This window comes from Pelagovum sp. HNIBRBA483 (genome assembly GCF_040931995.1).
Classification (GTDB): Bacteria; Pseudomonadota; Alphaproteobacteria; order Rhodobacterales; family Rhodobacteraceae; genus JAEPMR01.
Map to the genome: position 1 here is coordinate 896,014 of NZ_CP162412.1, position 19,482 is coordinate 915,495.

Annotated in this window: 20 protein-coding genes and 1 tRNA gene; 17 read left to right on the forward strand and 4 right to left on the reverse strand. The window is 56.8% G+C overall.

Annotated elements, in window-relative coordinates; translation table 11 throughout:
- The first annotated feature begins 1 nt into the window (after position 1).
- From hisD to AB1E42_RS04490, 12 genes are all read left to right on the forward strand, one after another.
- Entirely contained in the window at positions 2 to 1,303 is a 1,302-nt protein-coding gene (gene hisD, locus AB1E42_RS04435; protein WP_368345792.1) for a histidinol dehydrogenase, read from the forward strand.
- A gap of 67 nt (positions 1,304 to 1,370) precedes the next feature.
- The gene (locus tag AB1E42_RS04440; protein WP_368345793.1) at positions 1,371 to 1,850 is read left to right on the forward strand and encodes a UPF0262 family protein; all 480 of its coding nucleotides are present in this window, start codon (positions 1,371 to 1,373) and stop codon (positions 1,848 to 1,850) included.
- Positions 1,851 to 1,944: 94 nt separating this feature from the next.
- Positions 1,945 to 2,340 (forward strand): low molecular weight phosphatase family protein, encoded by a 396-nt coding sequence (locus AB1E42_RS04445; RefSeq protein ID WP_368345794.1) that lies wholly within the window; start codon positions 1,945 to 1,947, stop codon positions 2,338 to 2,340.
- A gap of 1 nt (position 2,341) precedes the next feature.
- Entirely contained in the window at positions 2,342 to 2,749 is a 408-nt protein-coding gene (locus AB1E42_RS04450) for a ketosteroid isomerase-related protein (protein ID WP_368345795.1), read from the forward strand.
- Positions 2,746 to 3,333, forward strand: a complete 588-nt coding sequence (locus AB1E42_RS04455) for a GNAT family N-acetyltransferase (RefSeq protein WP_368345796.1) — start codon at positions 2,746 to 2,748, stop codon at positions 3,331 to 3,333. Before AB1E42_RS04450 ends, AB1E42_RS04455 begins: the two co-directional genes overlap by 4 nt.
- Positions 3,330 to 4,214, forward strand: a complete 885-nt coding sequence (locus AB1E42_RS04460) for a carbon-nitrogen hydrolase family protein (RefSeq protein ID WP_368345797.1) — start codon at positions 3,330 to 3,332, stop codon at positions 4,212 to 4,214. Before AB1E42_RS04455 ends, AB1E42_RS04460 begins: the two co-directional genes overlap by 4 nt.
- A gap of 82 nt (positions 4,215 to 4,296) precedes the next feature.
- Positions 4,297 to 4,515: a translation initiation factor IF-1 gene (infA, locus tag AB1E42_RS04465; RefSeq protein ID WP_007205486.1), complete on the forward strand. Its 219-nt coding sequence runs from the start codon at positions 4,297 to 4,299 to the stop codon at positions 4,513 to 4,515.
- Positions 4,512 to 5,120 carry a nucleoside triphosphate pyrophosphatase gene (locus AB1E42_RS04470; RefSeq protein WP_368345798.1) on the forward strand — a complete coding sequence of 203 codons (609 nt, stop codon included), beginning with the start codon at positions 4,512 to 4,514 and terminating at the stop codon, positions 5,118 to 5,120. The genes infA and AB1E42_RS04470 overlap by 4 nt, the downstream gene beginning before the upstream one ends.
- Positions 5,117 to 6,154, forward strand: coding sequence for a ribonuclease E/G (locus tag AB1E42_RS04475; RefSeq protein WP_368345799.1), 1,038 nt, complete (start codon positions 5,117 to 5,119; stop codon positions 6,152 to 6,154). Before AB1E42_RS04470 ends, AB1E42_RS04475 begins: the two co-directional genes overlap by 4 nt.
- Positions 6,154 to 6,336 carry a DNA gyrase inhibitor YacG gene (locus tag AB1E42_RS04480; RefSeq protein WP_368345800.1) on the forward strand — a complete coding sequence of 61 codons (183 nt, stop codon included), beginning with the start codon at positions 6,154 to 6,156 and terminating at the stop codon, positions 6,334 to 6,336. The genes AB1E42_RS04475 and AB1E42_RS04480 overlap by 1 nt, the downstream gene beginning before the upstream one ends.
- A gap of 488 nt (positions 6,337 to 6,824) precedes the next feature.
- On the forward strand, positions 6,825 to 9,680 hold the full coding sequence (locus AB1E42_RS04485; RefSeq protein WP_368345801.1) for a CFI-box-CTERM domain-containing protein: 2,856 nt from the start codon (positions 6,825 to 6,827) through the stop codon (positions 9,678 to 9,680).
- A gap of 104 nt (positions 9,681 to 9,784) precedes the next feature.
- Positions 9,785 to 9,859: transfer RNA gene (locus AB1E42_RS04490), tRNA-Phe, on the forward strand.
- A 64-nt stretch (positions 9,860 to 9,923) separates the two neighbouring features.
- On the opposite strand, the gene AB1E42_RS04495 is transcribed toward AB1E42_RS04490, so the two are convergent.
- The gene (locus tag AB1E42_RS04495; protein ID WP_368345802.1) at positions 9,924 to 10,820 is read right to left on the reverse strand and encodes a LysR family transcriptional regulator; all 897 of its coding nucleotides are present in this window, start codon (positions 10,818 to 10,820) and stop codon (positions 9,924 to 9,926) included.
- Positions 10,821 to 11,013: 193 nt separating this feature from the next.
- Between AB1E42_RS04495 and AB1E42_RS04500 the strand changes: the two genes are divergently transcribed.
- From AB1E42_RS04500 to AB1E42_RS04520, 5 genes are all read left to right on the forward strand, one after another.
- Complete coding sequence (locus AB1E42_RS04500) at positions 11,014 to 12,027, forward strand: D-cysteine desulfhydrase (RefSeq protein WP_368346366.1); 1,014 nt, start codon at positions 11,014 to 11,016, stop codon at positions 12,025 to 12,027.
- A 31-nt stretch (positions 12,028 to 12,058) separates the two neighbouring features.
- On the forward strand, positions 12,059 to 13,018 hold the full coding sequence (locus tag AB1E42_RS04505) for a glycine betaine ABC transporter substrate-binding protein (RefSeq protein WP_368345803.1): 960 nt from the start codon (positions 12,059 to 12,061) through the stop codon (positions 13,016 to 13,018).
- 74 nt (positions 13,019 to 13,092) lie between these two features.
- Positions 13,093 to 14,151: a glycine betaine/L-proline ABC transporter ATP-binding protein gene (locus tag AB1E42_RS04510; RefSeq protein ID WP_368345804.1), complete on the forward strand. Its 1,059-nt coding sequence runs from the start codon at positions 13,093 to 13,095 to the stop codon at positions 14,149 to 14,151.
- Positions 14,148 to 15,689, forward strand: a complete 1,542-nt coding sequence (locus AB1E42_RS04515; RefSeq protein WP_368345805.1) for an ABC transporter permease subunit — start codon at positions 14,148 to 14,150, stop codon at positions 15,687 to 15,689. The genes AB1E42_RS04510 and AB1E42_RS04515 overlap by 4 nt, the downstream gene beginning before the upstream one ends.
- Positions 15,686 to 16,405 (forward strand): alpha/beta fold hydrolase, encoded by a 720-nt coding sequence (locus AB1E42_RS04520; protein WP_368345806.1) that lies wholly within the window; start codon positions 15,686 to 15,688, stop codon positions 16,403 to 16,405. Before AB1E42_RS04515 ends, AB1E42_RS04520 begins: the two co-directional genes overlap by 4 nt.
- An 83-nt stretch (positions 16,406 to 16,488) precedes the next feature.
- Here the strand turns inward: AB1E42_RS04520 and AB1E42_RS04525 are convergent, their stop codons facing one another.
- The 3 genes from AB1E42_RS04525 to AB1E42_RS04535 are packed head-to-tail and all read right to left on the reverse strand — an operon-like array spanning position 16,489 to position 19,479.
- Positions 16,489 to 17,610 carry a Gfo/Idh/MocA family protein gene (locus AB1E42_RS04525; RefSeq protein WP_368345807.1) on the reverse strand — a complete coding sequence of 374 codons (1,122 nt, stop codon included), beginning with the start codon at positions 17,608 to 17,610 and terminating at the stop codon, positions 16,489 to 16,491.
- 9 nt (positions 17,611 to 17,619) lie between these two features.
- Positions 17,620 to 18,369, reverse strand: a complete 750-nt coding sequence (locus tag AB1E42_RS04530; RefSeq protein ID WP_368345808.1) for a sugar phosphate isomerase/epimerase family protein — start codon at positions 18,367 to 18,369, stop codon at positions 17,620 to 17,622.
- A 30-nt stretch (positions 18,370 to 18,399) separates the two neighbouring features.
- Positions 18,400 to 19,479: an ABC transporter ATP-binding protein gene (locus tag AB1E42_RS04535; RefSeq protein WP_368345809.1), complete on the reverse strand. Its 1,080-nt coding sequence runs from the start codon at positions 19,477 to 19,479 to the stop codon at positions 18,400 to 18,402.
- Between the last annotated feature and the right edge of the window lie 3 nt (positions 19,480 to 19,482).

A 19,482-nucleotide genomic window follows, 5' to 3' on the forward strand; every position in this document is an offset into this window, starting at 1 on the left:
CATGCCCCAGTTTCTTTCTTCAAACGACCCGGATTTCGAAACCAAATTCGATGCTGTTTTGGGGATGAAGCGGGAGGACAGCCCTGATGTGGATGCTGTCGTCGCGGAGATTATCGCGGATGTGCGCGCGCGGGGGGATGATGCTGTCCTTGCGCTGACCGAGAAATTTGACCGCCTCTCGTTGACGCCTCAAACCATGCGTTTCTCGGAGGCCGAGATTGAAGCGGAATGCGCCAAAGTGTCTGTCGAAGATCGCGCGGCACTTGAACTCGCTGCCGAGCGCATCAGAGCCTATCACGCACGGCAATTGCCGGAAGACGCGGAATGGACCGACGCGGTGGGCGCACGGCTTGGCTGGCGCTGGACCCCGATTGCTGCTGCGGGGCTCTATGTTCCGGGTGGCTTGGCCTCCTATCCATCGTCGGTACTGATGAATGCAATTCCGGCTAAAGTCGCCGGAGTGGAGCGCTTGGCTGTTGTTGTCCCCACGCCAGACGGTGTGATCAATCCGCTGGTGCTTCTGGCGGCGCGGATCGCGGGTGTGGACGAGATTTACCGGATCGGCGGTGCGCAGGCCGTCGCTGCTTTGGCCTATGGCACAAAGACGATTGCACCTGTCGACAAAATCACAGGCCCGGGCAATGCGTTTGTTGCTGCGGCGAAGCGGCGCGTTTTTGGAAAGGTCGGCATCGATATGATCGCCGGCCCTTCGGAAATCCTCGTTATTGCAGATAAAAACAATGATCCCGATTGGATCGCAATCGATCTTTTGAGCCAAGCCGAGCATGATGAAAGCGCCCAATCGATTATGATCACCGACGACAAGGCCTTTGGTGAGGCGGTTGCCGCTGCGGTTGCAACGCGGCTTGAAACGTTGGAGCGACGCGCGATTGCGGGAGCAAGCTGGCGCGACTTCGGTGTGATCATCACGGTCAACGATATTGATGAGGCTGCCGCGCTCTCGGACCGGATTGCGCCGGAACATCTTGAGCTTTGTGTTGCCGATGCCGAACAGTTGGCGGGCAAAATTCGCCATGCAGGTGCGATCTTTGTGGGGAGCTGGACCCCTGAAGCCATCGGAGACTACATCGGCGGCCCGAACCATGTTCTGCCCACGGCACGCTCGGCACGGTTTTCCAGTGGGCTATCTGTGATGGACTTTGTCAAACGGACCACCATCGCGCGGATGACGCCGGAAGCTTTGCAGGCGATTGGTCCTGCGGCTGTGCGCTTGGCGAATTCTGAAAGCCTCGAAGCACATGGCCTGTCTGTGAGTGCGCGATTGGATCGGTTGAACAAATAGGTACGCAGGTTAATTGCGCCGAGGGGCTGGCTGGTCTAGGAAGTTTCGACAGTTTCGAGGAACCCAGATGAGCCATATCAGCCGCATCGAACTTGATGACTCCAACCTCCCGCCGCCGACACCGGAGATCGAGCAGGAGCGGCGGGTCGCAATGTTCGATCTGTTGGAGCAGAACAGCTTCACATTGCCGGAGCGCGAAGGACGCGCGGTTCCCGAGGGGCCTTATGTTCTAGCGTTGTCGATCCGTGAACGCCGGTTGGTTTTTGAGGTGACGACAGAAAGCGGCGAGGGCGTTGCGGAATTCCACCTTTCTCTCGGGCCGTTCCGCCAAGTTGTTAAGGATTATTTCCAAATTTGCGCCAGCTATTTTGACGCTGTGAAAACGCTCCCCCCGAGCCAGATAGAGACAATCGATATGGCGCGCCGCGGCATCCATAACGAAGGTGCGCGGGTTTTGCAGGAGCGGCTGGAAAACAAGGTCGAACTCGATACCGATACCGCGCGACGCCTGTTTACCTTGATCTGCGTGCTGCATTTCGGGGGCTGAGGGCGTGGTGGGGGAGACAACGTTACACGAAACCGCGGCTCCCTTGCCGCAATCGGTTTTGTTTTGCTGTGATCATAACGCGGTGCGTTCGCCAATGGCGGAAGGCATCATGAAGAAATTCTACGGTTCTGAGTGCTATATTCAATCGGTCGGTGTCCGCAACGATATGGAGATCGACGGTTTCGCGATTGCCGTCTGCCAAGAGATTGACGTGGAACTGTCGCGGCATCGGTCGCGCTCGTTTGATGAAATGGAGCAATGGGGCGACGATCTGTCCTCTTTTGATTTAGTGATTGCTTTGTCGCCGGCGAGCCAAAGAAGGGCGCTGGAGTTGACGCGGTTCTTCCACCTCGACGTAGAGTATTGGCCAATTCTGGACCCGACAGGGCTGGGAGAAGGGCGTGAGGCGAAGCTCGAAAGCTATCGCCAGACGCGGGATCAGATTATCGGACGGCTGACCGCGCGTTGGGGGCCGCCGCAGGAGACATAGAATGAGAGACGCTGCGAAGGCGACAATGGTTCGCTATTTTGAGGCCTTTAATGCTGGTGATATCGACGGGATGCTGGCGGAGCTGGACGACGATGTTGCGCACCATGTGAATGAGGGGCAAATTCGCTCTGGCAAGGCGACGTTCGCCGAGTTTTGTGCTCATATGGCGCGTTGTTACAGGGAGCACCTCACCGAAATCGAAATATTCGCAAGCGATGACGGGAGTCGCGCTGCGGCGGAATTCATCGTCAACGGCACCTATCTTGCGACAGACGTAGGCCTGCCAGAGGCGAAGGGCCAGACCTACAAACTGCCTGCTGGTTCGTTCATGTCATTGCAAGGCGGAAAGATTACGCGGGTGACGACCTATTATAACCTCGCGGACTGGATTCGGCAGGTGTCTGATTGAGCGTCGAAATTCGTGAGCTGACGGGGGACGACCTCGACCAATATTTGCCGGATTTGGCACGCTTGCGCATGCGGGTGTTCCGCGACTGGCCCTATTTGTACGAGGGCAGCTTCGAATATGAGCACCGGTATTTGGAAAGTTACCGCGAGAGCGCCGGCGCAATCCTTGTAGGGGCTTTTGACGGTGCGCGGCTTGTCGGCGCGGCGACAGGTACCCCGATGGAGGATCATGAGGACGACTTCGCGGGGGCATTCCAAACCACCGAACTAGCTCTAGGAGATATCTTTTATTGTGCCGAGTCAGTGCTGTTGCCTGAATATCGCGGGCAGGGGATCGGGCATGCGTTTTTCGACAAGCGCGAGGGACATGCCCGCACTCTTGGCCGTTCATATGCTGCCTTTTGTGGAGTGATCCGGCCGGACGATCACCCAATGAAACCGCATGATTATCATCCGCTTGATCCATTCTGGCAGAAGCGGGGATATGAAAAACTCACGGGGGTACTTGCAGAATTTCAATGGACTGACGTGGGGCATTCTCGACAAACCTCAAAGAAGCTTCAGTTTTGGATACGCAAACTATGAAAATTGCGACATCAGCTTACAAACCAACTTGGCACGATGATTGGCAGTCTCTGGAAGGCCGTTTGGATGCCTGGATTGGTGAGGCGGCTGCTCAGGGTGCGGAGCTTGCATTGCTGCCAGAATATGCGGGTTGTGAAGCGGCGCTAGTCGGGTCGCCGAGTGGTGAGCCGACACCTGTTGAGTGGCGTGACAAGATGCAACGGGTTGCCGAGCGTTATGCCAAAGCGATCTCCGCGCTCGCGCAAAAGCATCGGCTCTATGTGCTTGCGGGGAGCCTTTGTGCCATTGATAGCAGAGGGGAGAGCGTCAATCGGGCCTATTTTTGCGGCCCAAATGGGCAACTTGATTGGCAGGACAAGATGATCCTGACGCCCTACGAGCGCAACGAGATGAAGATCGTTTCCGGCGTGGAACTGAAGTGCTTTGATACGACACTTGGCCGGATTGGTGTTTTGATCTGCTATGATGTCGAGTTTCCGCTGTTGGCGCGCCGTTTGGTCGAGGCAGGGGTGGATATGGTACTTGTCCCCTCTGCGACGGACTATGCTGCGGGGCAGACACGGGTGCGGCAATCCTGCCGTGCAAGGGCGATTGAGGGGCAGTTACTGATCGTTCAGGCACCGCTCTTGGGCGGGGTCGCGGGCTGTGAGATTCTGGATTTGGGAACGGGGCGGGCAGGGGCTTTCTGCCCGCCAGATTATGGGCTGCCTTCTGATGGAATAGTCGCCCAAGGGGAGACGGATCACGAAGCTTGGGTCGTGTTCGAGGTGGATCCGAAGGCGATTTCGGCCCCTCGTGCGAGTGGTCAGGTTGGAAATGTCGCGCACTGGCCGGAGCAAGATGAACGACTGGCGCAGGTCACTTGCCGTGAGATCGGATGATTTCGCTTGAAAAACCTGCCAAACAGGCCCATTTAGGCGCCGTTCGCAGATTTTGGGCGAATAGTGCAAAACAGGAGATCACATGGCCAAGGAAGAACTGCTCGAATTCCCCGGTGTCGTGAAGGAACTTCTGCCGAACGCGACGTTCAGGGTCGAGCTGGAAAACGGCCATGAAATCATTGCGCATACGGCAGGAAAAATGCGGAAAAACCGCATTCGCGTTCTGGCTGGCGATAAAGTTCAGGTAGAAATGACGCCGTATGATCTGACTAAGGGTCGGATCAACTATCGCTTCAAGTGACAACCCTTAAGCCCGATAACGGGCTGCGGCTGGTTTTGGGCTCCGGATCGCCACGGCGACTGGAGCTTTTGGCGCAGATCGGCATTGCGCCGGCTGACATACGCCCACCTGATATTGATGAGACGCCCCTTCGTGGGGAGTTGCCGCGCCCCTATGTGATCCGTATGGCGCGCGAAAAGGCGCAAGCGGTGCCTTGTGGCACAGGCGAGGTTATCCTGTGTGCGGACACGACTGTCGCGATGGGGCGGCGGATCATGGGCAAGCCCGAGAACGCGGCTGAGGCGGCTGCTTTCCTCCATGCGATGTCAGGCAGACGGCATCGTGTGATCACCGCCGTTGCCGTGAAACGCGGCGAGGCGCTATTTGTTAAGGATGTGGTCACAACCGTGCAGATGAAACGTCTGAGCAATGCCGAGGTGAACAGCTACCTCGCGAGCGGCGACTGGCAAGGGAAAGCCGGCGGTTACGCTGTTCAGGGGCCGGCGGGTGCGTTTATCCCGTGGATCAGTGGTTCGTTCACGGGCGTTGTGGGGCTACCGCTCGCGGAGGCGGCGGGGCTGCTCACCGCAGCGGGTTACCCGGTATATGAAGGGGCATCCGAATGAAGGGCCGTACGATCTTGCTCGATCACCTTGGTGGACAGGAAGCTGCCGCGCTGATGGTTGATGGTCGACTTGAAGATTTCTTGATCGACGATCCCGAAAAGGCACGCGTCGGGGCAATTTATCGTGCGATTTGTGACCGCCCGCTCAAAGGGCAGGGCGGCATGATGGTCCGGTTACCTGATGGCGAGAGCGGTTTCCTGCGTCAGGGGAAGGGGCTGAAGCCCGGTCAGGCGCTATTGGTTCAGGTGACGGGACAAGCTGAGGATGGCAAGGCAGTGCCGGTGACGCAGCGCGTTCTGTTCAAGAGCCGCTATGCGATCGTCACGCCAGGAGCGCCTGGTTTGAACATCTCCCGACAGATAATCGATGAAGAGACACGCGGATTCTTGAGAGTTCTTGCAGAAGACATGATGCCGGGGGAGGGCGCAGGGCTGATCTTGCGTTCTTCTTGTGCGGCTGCGGACGAAGACGCAATCGCAGAGGATATTGCTGCAATGCGCGATCTTGCAGCAGCCGTATTGAATGATGCCGATGGAAGCGAGCCGGAAGCGCTTACCGAGGGCGACGGGCCGCATGTGTTTGCATGGCGGGAATGGACTGCGCCGGCAACTGTTGAAACGCACAGCGGATGCTTTGAGGAGCAAGGTGTCCTTGATGAATTGGAACGGTTGCAGGTAGCGGTCGTTCCTCTGGGTGATGCGGATATGTGGGTCGAAGCGACGCGTGCGCTGGTAACGGTGGACGTGAACACACGCGGTGACACATCACCGGCGGCCGCACTGAAAGCCAACCTAGCCGCTGCGCGGGCACTCCCGCGTGAGTTGCGTTTGCGGGGGCTTGGCGGTCAGGTCGTGGTCGATTTCGCGCCGATGTCGAAGGCACATCGGCGGCAGTTGGAGCAATCGCTCAGGGCGACCTTCAAGGCGGACCCCATCGAGACGTCGCTCGTAGGCTGGACAGCGATGGGATTGTTCGAGATGCAGCGAAAGCGCGAGCGTTTTCCCTCCTCGGCGTTGCTGCGGAAATTCTTGTGATGGGCTGTCCGATCTGCCGCAAAGATACTGATGAGCGCTATAAGCCCTTTTGCTCAAAGCGCTGCGCGGATGTTGATCTGGCGAAGTGGCTGGGTGGCTCATACGCTCTCCCCTCGGAGGAGCCGATAGACGAGGACAGTCTGGATCCGCGTTCTTATGAGCAGGACGAACCGCGCCACTGATATCGATCTTTGATTTGAAGTCAAAACCGTCAAGCCAGCCGCTTGGCGGTTTTTTTATTGTTCATGAATTTGTTTGTGTATCTTTAGTTGAATAAATATCATTTATTTAAACTCTTGGATGAAATAATATCTGATAATATGGCTTCATAAAGTTGTTGGGTGGAATCATAAATCAATTTTTCAGGGTCATTCGAGCCTTGGATATTCTTTCGATTAGTATGATTATTAGTTCGTATAACTTTTTACCCATAATGATAATCATGTAATCCTAAAGAATAATAATTATTCATCTTTAAGTTAACCATTCTAGAAAAAAGGAGATATTTTGTAACTCTTTAGGTTCGTCTGTCTATCCCTATCCCATTGAAACTACTCGTAAAGTCAGTTCACTCAGCTTTCCCGTATTGATTGAGTGACGGCGAGACAAATGCTCTCGCCGGGACGACTCAGACGCACACTCCCGGCCTCTCAAAATAAGGGTTGGGAAAATGGGTGAATACGCAATTAAATTCGATGCAGCTGAATATGCATCTGATGTAATTACACAAGACCTTTTGGGCGTGAACGTCGTTTTCACCAAAGACTTCGTTGATGAAGGGTCTGCTTTCACCCGCTTTGTCGATGAAATGGGATTTAATGAATTCCGTTTTCCGGGCGGCACTGTCACCGAAGAACTTTTTGCGCCTGATAATGAAATGTCTGAGCGTTTCTGGAATTCTTCCGATGTCGAGGGCTATGATGAAAACGGTGGCGACCGTATCGTTACAGCGCGCGCTTTCGTTGAGTATGCTGCCGCGCGTGACGGAAGCGTCGACTGGGTTCTGCCGACTGAGAACTACTTCTCTGACGAGGTTGATGCTGAAGGTCACCGTGAGCCCTTCGACTACGCCATCTATACCCTCCTGGATGACGTCACCCGCATTCTGAACGGTGAGTTCGGTGAAATTGACCTCGACACGATCACCATCGGTAACGAGTACTGGTACCGTCAGGAGCGCATGACGCCGGAAGAGTATGGCAAGATCACCAATGAACTCGCCAAAGGGTTGCAACTGGTATTTGATGCCCACCGCGCGTCCCTCGACGATCCGGATGGCTGGGTTGAGCCGAAGATCGCGATGCAGGCAGCGCTGCGCAATCGTCCTGAGGACAACCAGCGCATCCTCGACCAGATGGACATGGAAGCCCGCGCTGCAATCGACACCGTTGAAACCCACTACTACCCCGATGATTACGATCTGATCACGTCTTACGATGGTGTGTTTGATCGCCTCGACGAGATCCAAGCTGCCGAAGGTTTCGGCGAGCTGGAGTATAATGTGTCCGAGTGGAACCTGCGGATGGACGAAGATGCCGATCAGGGCATGGAGCAGGGTTCCAGCATGATCGAGCTCTTTGCCGAGATGGCTGCACATGGCGTTGACCAAGCAGCTGTTTGGGGCACTGCCTACAAAACGCTGCAAACCCGTCTTGCCGCGCTGGAGAAAGACCCTGAAGCAGCCGATGGCTGGAGCTTCAGCCTTACTGCTCCGGGTGAAGTGATGCGCCTCCTCATGGAAAGCGTTGAAGGCACCCGCTTGCTGGACGTAACAACCCCCGAGAGCTTCCGCTCTGAGATCGGCGACGAAGGGGCTGTTGGACAGGTTAGCATGCGTGCATTCGCGAGCGACGACCAGACGGTCGTCTTTCTCTCGTCGCGCAGCGCAGACGAGATTTCCCTGACCCTCGATATGGATGCGCTGGTTGGCGACTATGGCCATCTGGCTGGCGTTCAGCTCACCGCGATGGACGACCCGAACACCGCAGACGTCGATGAGAGCCTCGCAACGGATCAAGACGCCCGCGCTCACATGCAGACGATGACCAGCGATGATCTGCTGGACGCGGACGGCAACGTTCAACTGACACTGGACGGCTACGACATCGTGCGCCTGACCTTCACCAACGAAGGCCACGGTGTTTCCCTGCGTGGTCAGGAAGAGGCGGTCGCGCCGGATGCAGACGTGAACGACACGCTGATCGGTACCGACTATGACGACACCCTGTTTGGCGGTGCTGGCGACGACTTTTTGAGCGCAGGCGCTGGTGATGACCTGCTGATCTCCGGCTCTGGCAGCGACACGCTGATGGGGGGAGCTGGCGAAGATATCCTCGTCGCCACGGGCGAAAGCGCTTTCCTCAACGGCGGCGAAGGCGCGTCTCACTTCATCGTTGACGCTGGAACAGATGCGACGATCGAAGGCTTTGATCTGGAAAAAGGCGACACGCTCAGCTTCTTCCGCGCCTACGGTTCGGCTGAAGAGGCGATGGATGCCGCTGTTGTTGAGAACGGAAATCTGATCTTCGTCCATGCAGCTGGCAACACAACATTGCTTGGCGCAGCTGATCAGTTTGACGGTATCGCCGGTGCGCTGAGCGACTTCGCAACTTCCGGCAAGGCGGTAGAGTATTTGGACGAGGTGCTCGGCGATGATGAACCGCTGGCCGAGACCTCCGCGCTCGATGTTCAAGCCGCGTATGAAGAAAATGACAACACGCTTGAGCAGATGCTCATCGAGGGGTCGCCGGAGGAGATTGGCGCTTATCTTGACGGACTTTCCGCTGACGAAATGGCGACCCTGTTTGATGGTGTCAACGTTGACGCGCTGATGGCAACGATCCCCGGTGACAACCTCGCGGCGATGCTGAACGGTCTCGACAGCGAGACGCTGGAAGCTTTCCTTGGCAGCGTCGAGGCTGACTCGCTTCTGTCGCAATTCTCGCGGATTGGCGAGGCGGCCGCAGACATGTTGACGGATATGGATGACGACGTCGCTCAGGTTTATCTTGATCGTCTCGAAGACTCGGAGTTCGACGATATCCCGCTCGATTTCGATGGCGAAGAAATGATGGCCCTGCGCGATGCAATGGCTGCTGCTGGCTTTGACGATGATGCGTCTCGCTTGGAGGCCGAAGCCATCCAGCGTGGCCTCGTCCTTGAAGATCAAGCCGCTTTGGAAGAGCAGGAAGAGGACGACAGCGCGAACGGCTACAGCGGTATCGAGTGCTTCGTCGCGACAGCGGCCTATGCCGATGGCCATCATCCAGATGTCGTTCACCTGCGTGAACTGCGCGACCATGTTCTGGTGCATTATGCATTGGGCCGTGCATTCATCTGGAGCTACTGGCGGGTCGGCCCGTGGTTGGCAAACGCCCTGCGCCCGTATCCGCGTGCGCGTGGCGTTGCGCGCGGGATTCTGGGCCGGTTCGTCTCGGTGTTGCGTCGTTCCGATTTCGTCGTTCGCAACGATCATGGCTACCGGAATGCGGCCTATCTTTCCGGTCGGATGAAGGCGGCTCAGTGAAATTTCTTAAGAGGTGCATTTTGCCGGTAAAACCCTCTGGACACCGCGTCACCTCACGTCTAGAAGGTCGCCACCCCAGAGAGCTGGTTTGACCAGTTCCCCGTGCCCGGGTAGCTCAGGGGTAGAGCAGTGGATTGAAAATCCTCGTGTCGGTGGTTCGATTCCGCCCCCGGGCACCATTAAGCAGACATACTGGTCCGATTGGTTTGAAGCGCTTTTCGCAAACGCCGGATTGAGTGACGGTTAACCGTCTCCGCGGCTGCTCCACAGGTTCATCAATATATCCGACATGGGCGCCTTCATGTCGGCATAAATGGCGGCTTCGAGGGGTTCCATTCCGTAGCTACTCGCAAGCGAAATCGCGGCGCCGCTTTCAAGTTCGCGGTAGATCATACCGATGGGGAGCCATCCGATGCCAAGCCCCTTGAGTACCATCTCGCGCGAGCCGCTTGAGAAGGCCATGATCGCAAACGGGTTCACGCAATTGCTCACCGTACCGAATGCGCGCTGGTTTTTGTTCAGTACCTCGCCAAAGTAACTTTCTTCGGGGTAGGCAATCGCGGGGGTGTCTTCGGGCACTTCGCCAGAGGCGCTGACACGATGCCGCAAGTTGCCGCCGACCACAGGGATCAAAAAGTCTTTTCCCCAAATGCCACGCTGGATGTCGCTCCCGAATTTGAGTGATCCGATATTTTCCGCTTCGTAGCAGAGCAGGAAGCTCGCATCCCCACGCAGAAACAACGACACGCAGTCGTTGAGGTTGCCGGCCCTTACGCGCCATCTGAGCCCGGGGAGGTGGACTTTTGCTCTGAGTGCCATGTCCGGGTAGGTGGCGTAGAACGAGGCATGCTGCGCGGCCATTGTGAGGGTGGTGGAGGCTGGATCGAACTGTACGAGGCGGGTACGCAGTTCATGCAGGCGCGCGACCAGCGCGCGGATCTCAATTTCGTTGGACGACAGGGCGGCACTGATCTCGATACTGTTGGCGCGTCGCTCAAGTACTGTGATTCCCAACCACTCCTCGAAGCCGCGAATCCGCCTCGAAAAGGCGGGCTGGGTAATGTTCCGCCGCTGCGCCGCACGCGAGAGATTGCCTTCCTCCAGCAGTGCCAAAACATCGTCGAGCCATTGTAAATGCATGTTTTCCTCCGACTGCTCATACCAAGTGTATGGGTGGTGATAGAAATATGCACTGTAAATTTTTTCTGCTCTAGGTAACGCTTTGGATTGACCTGTAATCGAGGAGAGAGTTGTGAGTGTGACCGATCATGTGACCGAGAGAGAAGTCGCGGGGTCTGCTGACCTTATGGTGAGCCGCTGCAAGGAGCTGGCGATACGCTTGTCCGCGTTTCCGCGGGTGGCGCTTGGGCACCTTCCGACGCCCCTCGAACCGCTTGACCGGCTCAGCGAAGAGCTGGGTGGGCCACGTTTCTGGGTGAAGCGGGATGATTGCACTGGGCTGTCCTCGGGCGGGAACAAAACGCGCAAATTGGAGTTTTTGATGGCTGACGCGCTGAATCAGGGCGCGGATACCATCATTACCCAAGGGGCAACACAATCCAACCATGCGCGGCAAACGGCTGCGGCCGCAGCCAAGCTGGGGTTGGCATGTCATATTTTGCTGGAGGACCGTACAGGTTCGAATGACGGCAATTACATTATGAACGGCAACGTGCTGTTGGACCGGTTGCACGGGGCGAGCGTATCCAAAAGGCCGGGCGGCGCTGATATGAATGCCGAGATGGAGGCTCTTTCGGCGACACTGAAGGAGCAAGGGAAAAATCCGTATATCATTCCTGGCGGTGGCTCAAACCCCATCGGCGCCTTGGGTTATGTGAACTGCGCTCGCGAGTTGGTCGATCAAGCGGCTGAAATGGGCCTTACCATTGATGCACTTGTACACGCGACGGGCAGCTCCGGCACACAGGCCGGGCTGGTGGCTGGGCTCGCGGCTTTGGAAAGCGATATTCATCTTTTGGGGATCGGCGTGCGCGCGCCGCAAGAAAAACAAGAAGGCATGGTCCATGACCTTGCGTGCAAGACCATCGCGCATATGGGGTTGTCGATCGATATTCCCCGCAATGCCGTCCGCGCCAACTGCAACTATGTTGGACCGGGTTATGGCTTGCCCACCGAGGGAATGGTGGCAGCGGTTCGGCTTCTTGCTGAGAAAGAGGGTCTGCTGTTTGATCCGGTCTACTCCGGAAAGGGATTGGACGGGCTGATTGATCTGACAAAGAAGGGATACTTCGATGGCATGGCCAACGTTGTTTTCCTGCACACCGGAGGGAGTGCGGCTCTCTTTGGGTATTCCGATAGCTTCGGCCTTCCGGGCTATGCGGCTTGAATAAAATAAAAATCCAACAGGGAGACTTAGGATGACACTGAAGACGAAAGTATTGGCAACTGCCGTAGCGAGTGCGCTCTGTGCGCCAGCCTATGCAGAAGAGGTGAATATAGGCGTCCCGACATGGACCGGCGCGCAGGCGATCGCCCATGTGCTTGGCGAGATCGTGACCTCGCGCATTGGTGGATCAGTTGAATATGTGCCGGGCAACAACGCCACGATCTTCCAAGCGATGGATCAGGGCGAAGGCGATATTGACGTGCACCCGGATGTTTGGCTGCCGAACCAAGAAAGCTTTACCAAACAATATGTAGACGGCGCGGGCACGGTGACTCTGTCGTCGAACCCGTATTTGGGCAATCAGGGCTTTTGCGTGTCGAAGAATTTTGCCGCCGCATACAACATCACCGATATTGCTGATTTAGGCCGCCCTGACGTTGCGGCGGCAATGGACAGTGACGGCAACGGACTTGGTGAACTGTGGATCGGTGCTCCGGGCTGGGCGTCGGCGAACGTGAACGAAGTGAAAGTCCGTGATTACGGGCTGCTTGATTTCATCGAACCTCTCCGAACCGAGGAAGCGGTCAAGACCGCGCGTATCCGTGACAGCATCGCCAAAGACGAAGGCTACGCATTCTACTGCTACGAACCGCATGCCGTTTGGTACATGTTCGACGTAGTGATGCTCACCGAGCCGACCTACGATCCCGAGAAGTACATCATGGTGCAGCCGTCGGATGATCCGAACTGGTATGAGAACTCCATGGTTGCCACCAAAGATGACCTTAAGCAGGTTCAGATTGCATGGTCCAACTCCCTGACCGACCGCTCGCCGGCAATCGCCGAGTTCTTCGCTAACTTCTCGTTGACCGCGAATGATGTGAGCAGCCTCGCATTTGAGATCAGCGCGAATGGCCGCGACCCGAGCGATGTCGCGAAGGACTGGGTTGCAGCAAATTCCGATCGCGTTGATGCGATGTTGGGGCTGTAACCAATACTACGAAGCGTGTTCGCCGGCCTGTTTGACGCGGGCCGGCGTTCCTTCACCTGAGGGGCGAGGCAGCGATGAATAGTGACGAAGGCGTCATCAAGATCTCGAATGTGTGGAAGATCTTTGGGTCGCAGCCGGATGTGGCGCTGAAGGCGATTTTGGAACGCGGCCTGTCGAAGGCTGAAGCGCTGGCAGAATTTAACGCGGTGGTAGGTGTCGCTGATGTGAGCCTCTCTGTTAACAGAGGCGAGATCTTTTGCATTATGGGGCTTTCGGGAAGCGGTAAATCGACGCTGGTTCGTCATTTCAACCGTCTCCTTGAGCCGACCTCTGGAAAAATCGAAATTGAGGGCACCGACGTGATGGCTCTGGGGCCGCAAGAGCTTCAGAGATTTCGGAACCGCAAGATCGGGATGGTGTTTCAGAACTTCGCGCTGATGCCGCATCGCTCGGTTCTTGATAATGTCGCGATGCCGTTGGAAATACGGCATGTCGCGAAGAACGAACGTATGCGGCAGGCTGCGGCGATACTCGACATTGTGGAGCTTGGGGCTTGGGGGGCCAAATATGCGCATGAGCTTTCGGGCGGGATGCAGCAACGTGTTGGACTTGCCCGTGCTTTGGCCGCTAACCCTGATGTTTTGCTCATGGACGAGCCGTTTTCAGCGCTTGATCCGTTGATCCGCCGTCAATTGCAGGATGAGTTTATCCGCCTGTCGAAGATTTTGAAAAAGACGACGATATTTATCACCCATGATCTGGACGAGGCCGTGCGTATTGGCGACCGCATCGCGATTATGCGTGACGGAAAATTGGTTCAGATGGGAACGCCTGAGGATATCGTCATGCATCCAGCCGACGATTACGTTGCCGACTTTGTGGCGGGCATATCGCGCTTAAAGGTCGTGCATGCCGGCGCCGTGATGCAGCCGATCGCGGACTACCTCGCGCAATCAGCGCCGATCCCCGCAAATGCGCCGCGGGTGGCCGGCAAAGAGACGCTGAGCAAGCTCATCAATTTGGCAATTGACGATGATGCCCCGATCCTCGTTCAGGACGAGGGCAAGGATGTCGGTGTTATCACCCGCGCTGATCTGTTGCGCACGGTTATTGAGGGGACGGAAGTATCATGACCGAGCAAACCGTTAATCCGCTGGACGATCCCAATAGTGAAGCTGCAATTAACTACGCAAAGGAAAGGCAGGAGAATATCCGCGCCTTTGTGGCGACAAGTGTGGTCTATTATATCGCGCAATTTGAAAAGATCGGCGCGTCGTCCCGCTTCACGCCGACATTCAATTTGATGGCGGGCCTTTTTGGTCCGATTTGGTTTGGTGCGCGGGGGTTATGGTCCTGGGCGCTGCCATTCTTGATCCTTGAAACGCTGGCATTTGTTCAGATTGCGCGCGGACTGTTCGGTGATCTTGCGGCCGATGCGATGGAGCGTATTGCCTCCATCGAAGGCACGCTTGAACTGCGCCGCCAGCAGCTCGCTGCGGCGATTGAGTCCGGGTCGGATCGGGTCGATGCCTTCCAACGTGCTGTTGACGGGTTGGAGGCCAATATCGGCGGGATCAGAGACGAGGCAGCCGCGCTTGCAGCTCAGGGTCCTTCGATTGCGTTTACCGGCTTGCTCATTCTTCTTTTGGCAAAAGCCGCGCAAGCGGTCGTCGCCAACTGGGCGCTGGAGGCGCGGTTTTCAGATTGGCTCTCTGATCGTTCTATCCGCTCTGGAATGGCCGTTTCACAGATTGCGTTCAGCGCGGCGTTCATGGCGCTGGTGGTCTTGGCGGCTATGGTTCACTACAGCCTGCCGGGACGTTTTGAATTACTGACAAACTTTCCGACGACCACCGGCATCCGGCTCACAAGCATCGAATGGGTTGAACGCTTCTTTGACTGGGCCGTGCTCAATGGGGATGCGCTGTTTGATGCGATTACATTCGTCATTCGGGCTGTGTTGGATGCTCTGGAGATTGTCTTTGTCAGCACGCCATGGATCGTCATCGCATCGCTTATAATCTTGCTCACATGGCTGACGGCTGGAGTGCGGATGGCGGTCTACTCGGGGGCGTTCCTCTCTTACATGGGGTTTTTGGGTTTTTGGGAAAAGGCGATGACGACGCTGGCGCTGTTGGGAACGGCAGCTTGTTTGTCGATCCTTATTGGCATCCCGCTTGGTATGTTTGCCGCCCGCCGTCCGCGGTTCTACTCATTCATTCAACCGATCATGGACTTCATGCAAACGATGCCAGCCTTCGTGTTCATGATCCCCGTCATCGCGTTTTTTGGCACGGGGAAACCAGCGGCCGTCGTCACAACGATGATCTTTGGCGGAACGCCGGTGGTGCGCCTGACCGTTCTAGGGCTGCGCGGTGTGCCCGAAAGCGTGCGGGAGGCGGCGATCTCGTTTGGGGCAAACAAATGGTACCTGCTGACCAAGGTAGACCTTCCGTTAGCAAGCCCGTCGATCCGCGCGGGTATCAACCAAACAATCATGCTCTCCCTCGCGATGGTTGTGGTCGCGTCGCTGATCGGTGCCAAGGGGTTGGGCGAGGACGTGCTTGAGGCGCTTCAATACGCCAATGTTGGCCAAGGCATCCTTGCAGGATTTGCAATTCTCTTCTGCGCGATGATCCTTGACCGGATCGTTCAGGGACAGCGCAAGTGACACCGCTTGTCCTTGTTCATGGGTTCATGGGCGGCGGAGCGCAGTGGGAAGGGCAAGTCAGCGCTTTTGCGGGGAAGCGCGACGTCATAGCGCTCGATCTGCCCGGCTTTGGTGCGAACAGCCACATGGAGCCAATCGACAGGATTGAAGGGTTTGCGCATTGGGTGGTTGATGCGCTGAACGGGCAGGGGCTCTCGCGCTTTCATCTGCTTGGTCACTCGATGGGCGGCATGATCGTGCAGGAAATCGCGCGGCTGGTGCCGGATCGGATCGAGAAACTGATCTTATACGCGACAGGCTCTGTTGGCGTTTTGCCGGGAAGGTTTGAAACCATTGCTGAAAGCAAGGCGCGTGCGCACAAGGATGGCGCGGCTGCGACCGCGCGCCGGATATCGGCGACCTGGTTCCTCGACTGGGAAGAAGCACCTGCATATGAAGGATGTGCTGCGATTGCTACTCGGGCCAGTGCAGGGGCTATTCAAGCAGGGCTGGATGCGATGGAAAAGTGGTCAGGGGCCGACAAACTGGACCGGATCAGCGCTCCTACGCTCGTGATTTGGGGTGATGGCGACCGGACTTACCCTTGGTCGCAGATCGAGCGATTATGGGCGCAGGTACCGTCCTGTAATCTGGCTGTCGTGCCGGAATGCGCACATGCGGTTCATCTGGAAAAGCCAGAATTATTCAACCAAATCGTCGATGATTTTCTGAGCTGAGTGGGTTTTAAGCAGAGCTTGGTTCTGCGGACGTTCTTATTGGCGAGGGTATCGGGGGCAACGGCCCCCGCACCATCTGTTTTCTATGCCAGAAGCGCGCGCGCATCCTCAGCCGTCAGCGGCGCTGGGCGCTCGCATGTTGTGCTCAGTTCAATCCACTTGCGGCTTTCTCCGGCCTCAAGAATGGATGTCATGACCTCCACCACATGGGTTGCAAGTTCCAAGCTGCACCGATGTGGGCGATCTTCGCTGAGAGCCGTTGCCATATCTGCAAGACCTGCACAGCGATAGTTGGCGCGGTCATTGTCGTTTGGCTCACTGAAGGCGTGGCCTCCGTGATCGCATTCCTGTGCGCTGCCGTCAGGCCCCACCAAGGCGACATCGCCGCCAAAGAAGTTCGGATCAGGAACATAGAGCGACCCCTCGCTGCCATAAAGCTCCATATTCGGGTGACGATGCGCCCACACATCCCAACTGGCGCTCAAAGTAATGACCGCTCCGTTTTGGAACTCGAGTATCGCATGGATGTTGGTTGGTGTTTCCACGGGGACCGTTTCGCCATTCCGCGGGCCATTGCCGATCGTGCGGGTCGCGAAGCTTGCCGTCGCGGCGGCTGTAACGGCTTTTACCGGCCCGATGAGTTGAACCAGATTTGTGATGTAATAGGGGCCCAAATCCAGAATTGGGCCGCCACCCTTTTGGAAGAAGAAATCCGGATTGGGGTGCCAAGCCTCCATCCCGTGCGACATTACATGGCACGTTCCACCAACGACGTCGCCAATTTTGCCTGCATCAAGCATCGCCCGCGCTGTCTGGTGCGCGCCGCCTAGGAAGGTATCTGGCGCAGAACCAACGCGAAGACCCTTCTGCGCCGCAAGGCTGCGCAACGCCTCGCCCTGCTCAAGCGACAGCACATAGGGTTTCTCGGAATAGGCGTGCTTTCCGGCTTCGAGAATTTGCCGCGTGACATCGAAATGTGCCGCCGGAACAGTGAGGTTCACGATGATGTCGATATCATCTGCTGCGAGCAACTCGTCCACCGAGCAAGCGCGCACACCAAACTTGGCGGCGCGCGTTTGCGCATTTGCCAAATTCAGGTCTGCGACAGCTCTGACCTCAAGCCCTTTGAACAGGGGCGCCAGACGCAGGTAGGCAGCAGAGATATTCCCGCATCCGATGATGCCGATGCCAGTCATTGAAGTCATCTTCTTTCCTTACAACTCGCGGATTGTCTCGATCGAACGTTTTGCGAAACGCATCAGATCGTTGGGGTTGTCATGCTCGGCAACCAAGAGATTGACGCCCTGTGCTTTCAGCGCCGCCATGATCGCAGGCCAGTCCATCGTGCCATGCCCGACATCGGCCCAGCCGTCCTCATCAGTGCAGGTGCCTTCTGCGGCAATGTCTTTGACATGCGCGGCCGTTATGCGCCCCTTGTAGCGCTCGATCCAAGCGAGCGGTTCCGCGCCGCCGCGCACGATCCATGCGATATCGGCTTCCCAATCTATGGAGGGGGCATGCTCGAGCAGCAGCTCCATCGCAATTTCACCGCCGGGTAAGGGCATGAATTCCCAATGATGATTGTGCCATCCAAACTTGAAGCCAGCGTCGTTGACTCGTTTGCCAGCCTCTTCCAGCCGCTTTGCAAGCGAGATCCACGCAGCGGCGTCACCGCCATTGCGGAGGTCGTCTTCCGGTGCGGGGCAGAAGACGGTTGTCATACCAAGGGTTTTCGCCGCCGCAATCGAGGTATCAAATCCGTCCTCAAAGCTGCTGATCGGGAAGAAGTGCCCCGATGGCATCGACAGGCCGTTCTCGTCGAGAAGGGCTTTCGTTGCGCTTGGGTCTTCGTAGACGCCGCCGAAGCCTTCAACCTGTGTATATCCGAGGCTGGCAATCGTCTTGTAGACGTCGCTCCAAGGCGTGAAATTGCGCGCAGAGTAGAGCTGGAAAGAGATATCCATTTGAGTTCCTGTCTTGGGGTCCGCTGAGCTTTAGAGGCGCAGTTCGGAAGTTTTGCCAAAAAGGGAAGCCTTGGAGGGGTCAAGCCCCAAGGTGAGGTGATCGCCGACCTTGACCCGTGCTTGCCCGTCCATGCGGGCGCGGAAATGATGGTCTGCAACGACCACATCGATGAGCGTGTCAGACCCGGTAGGTTCCACCAGATCTACAGTTGCTTCGACCTGGTAGGGGGCCTTGGCGGCCAGTTCACCTGTAATGACGTGTTCGGGGCGTATGCCGATTGTGGCTGGCCCTTCCGGTTGTACGCCGCCATTGAAGCTGTAGCCGTCGAGGGGGATGCGGAGATCGCCTGTTTCGAAATGGCCGGCACGAATGGTTCCTTCGAGGAAATTCATCGAGGGCGAGCCGATGAAGTCGGCGACGTAGCGATTGAGCGGTCGGTTATAGATTTCATCTGGCGACGCCAGTTGCATGATCTGACCGCCTTTCATGATTGCGATCCTGTCGGCCAAAGTCATCGCCTCGATCTGGTCATGGGTGACATAGATCATCGTGTTTCCAAGGCTGTGGTGCAGGCGCTTGATCTCGACCCTGAGATCGGCGCGCAGCTTGGCATCGAGGTTCGAGAGTGGTTCGTCGAACAAAAAGACGTCAACATCCCGCACAAGCGCCCGGCCGATGGCAACGCGCTGGCGCTGGCCGCCGGAAAGCGCTGCCGGCTTACGCTTTAGGAGCGGTTCGATCTGGAGGATTTCGGCAGCCCGTTTGACCCGCGCGGCGATTTCCTGCTTTGGCATCTTGGCGTTTTTCAGGCCAAAGGTCAGGTTCCCCTCAACCGTCATCTGCGGGTACAGCGCATAGGATTGGAAAACCATGCCAATACCGCGTTCGGAGGGTTCGGCCCAAGTCACGTTCTTGCCGTTGATGTGAATTTGGCCGTCGGTGACATCGAGCAGGCCAGCGATACAGTTCAGCAAGGTTGATTTTCCGCACCCTGACGAGCCGAGCAGCACGAGAAACTCGCCCTGGGCGATTTCAAGGTTCAAGTCTTCCAGAACCTTCACAGCTCCGAAATGCAGATCGAGATTTTTGATTTCGACGGAATTGGTCATGTC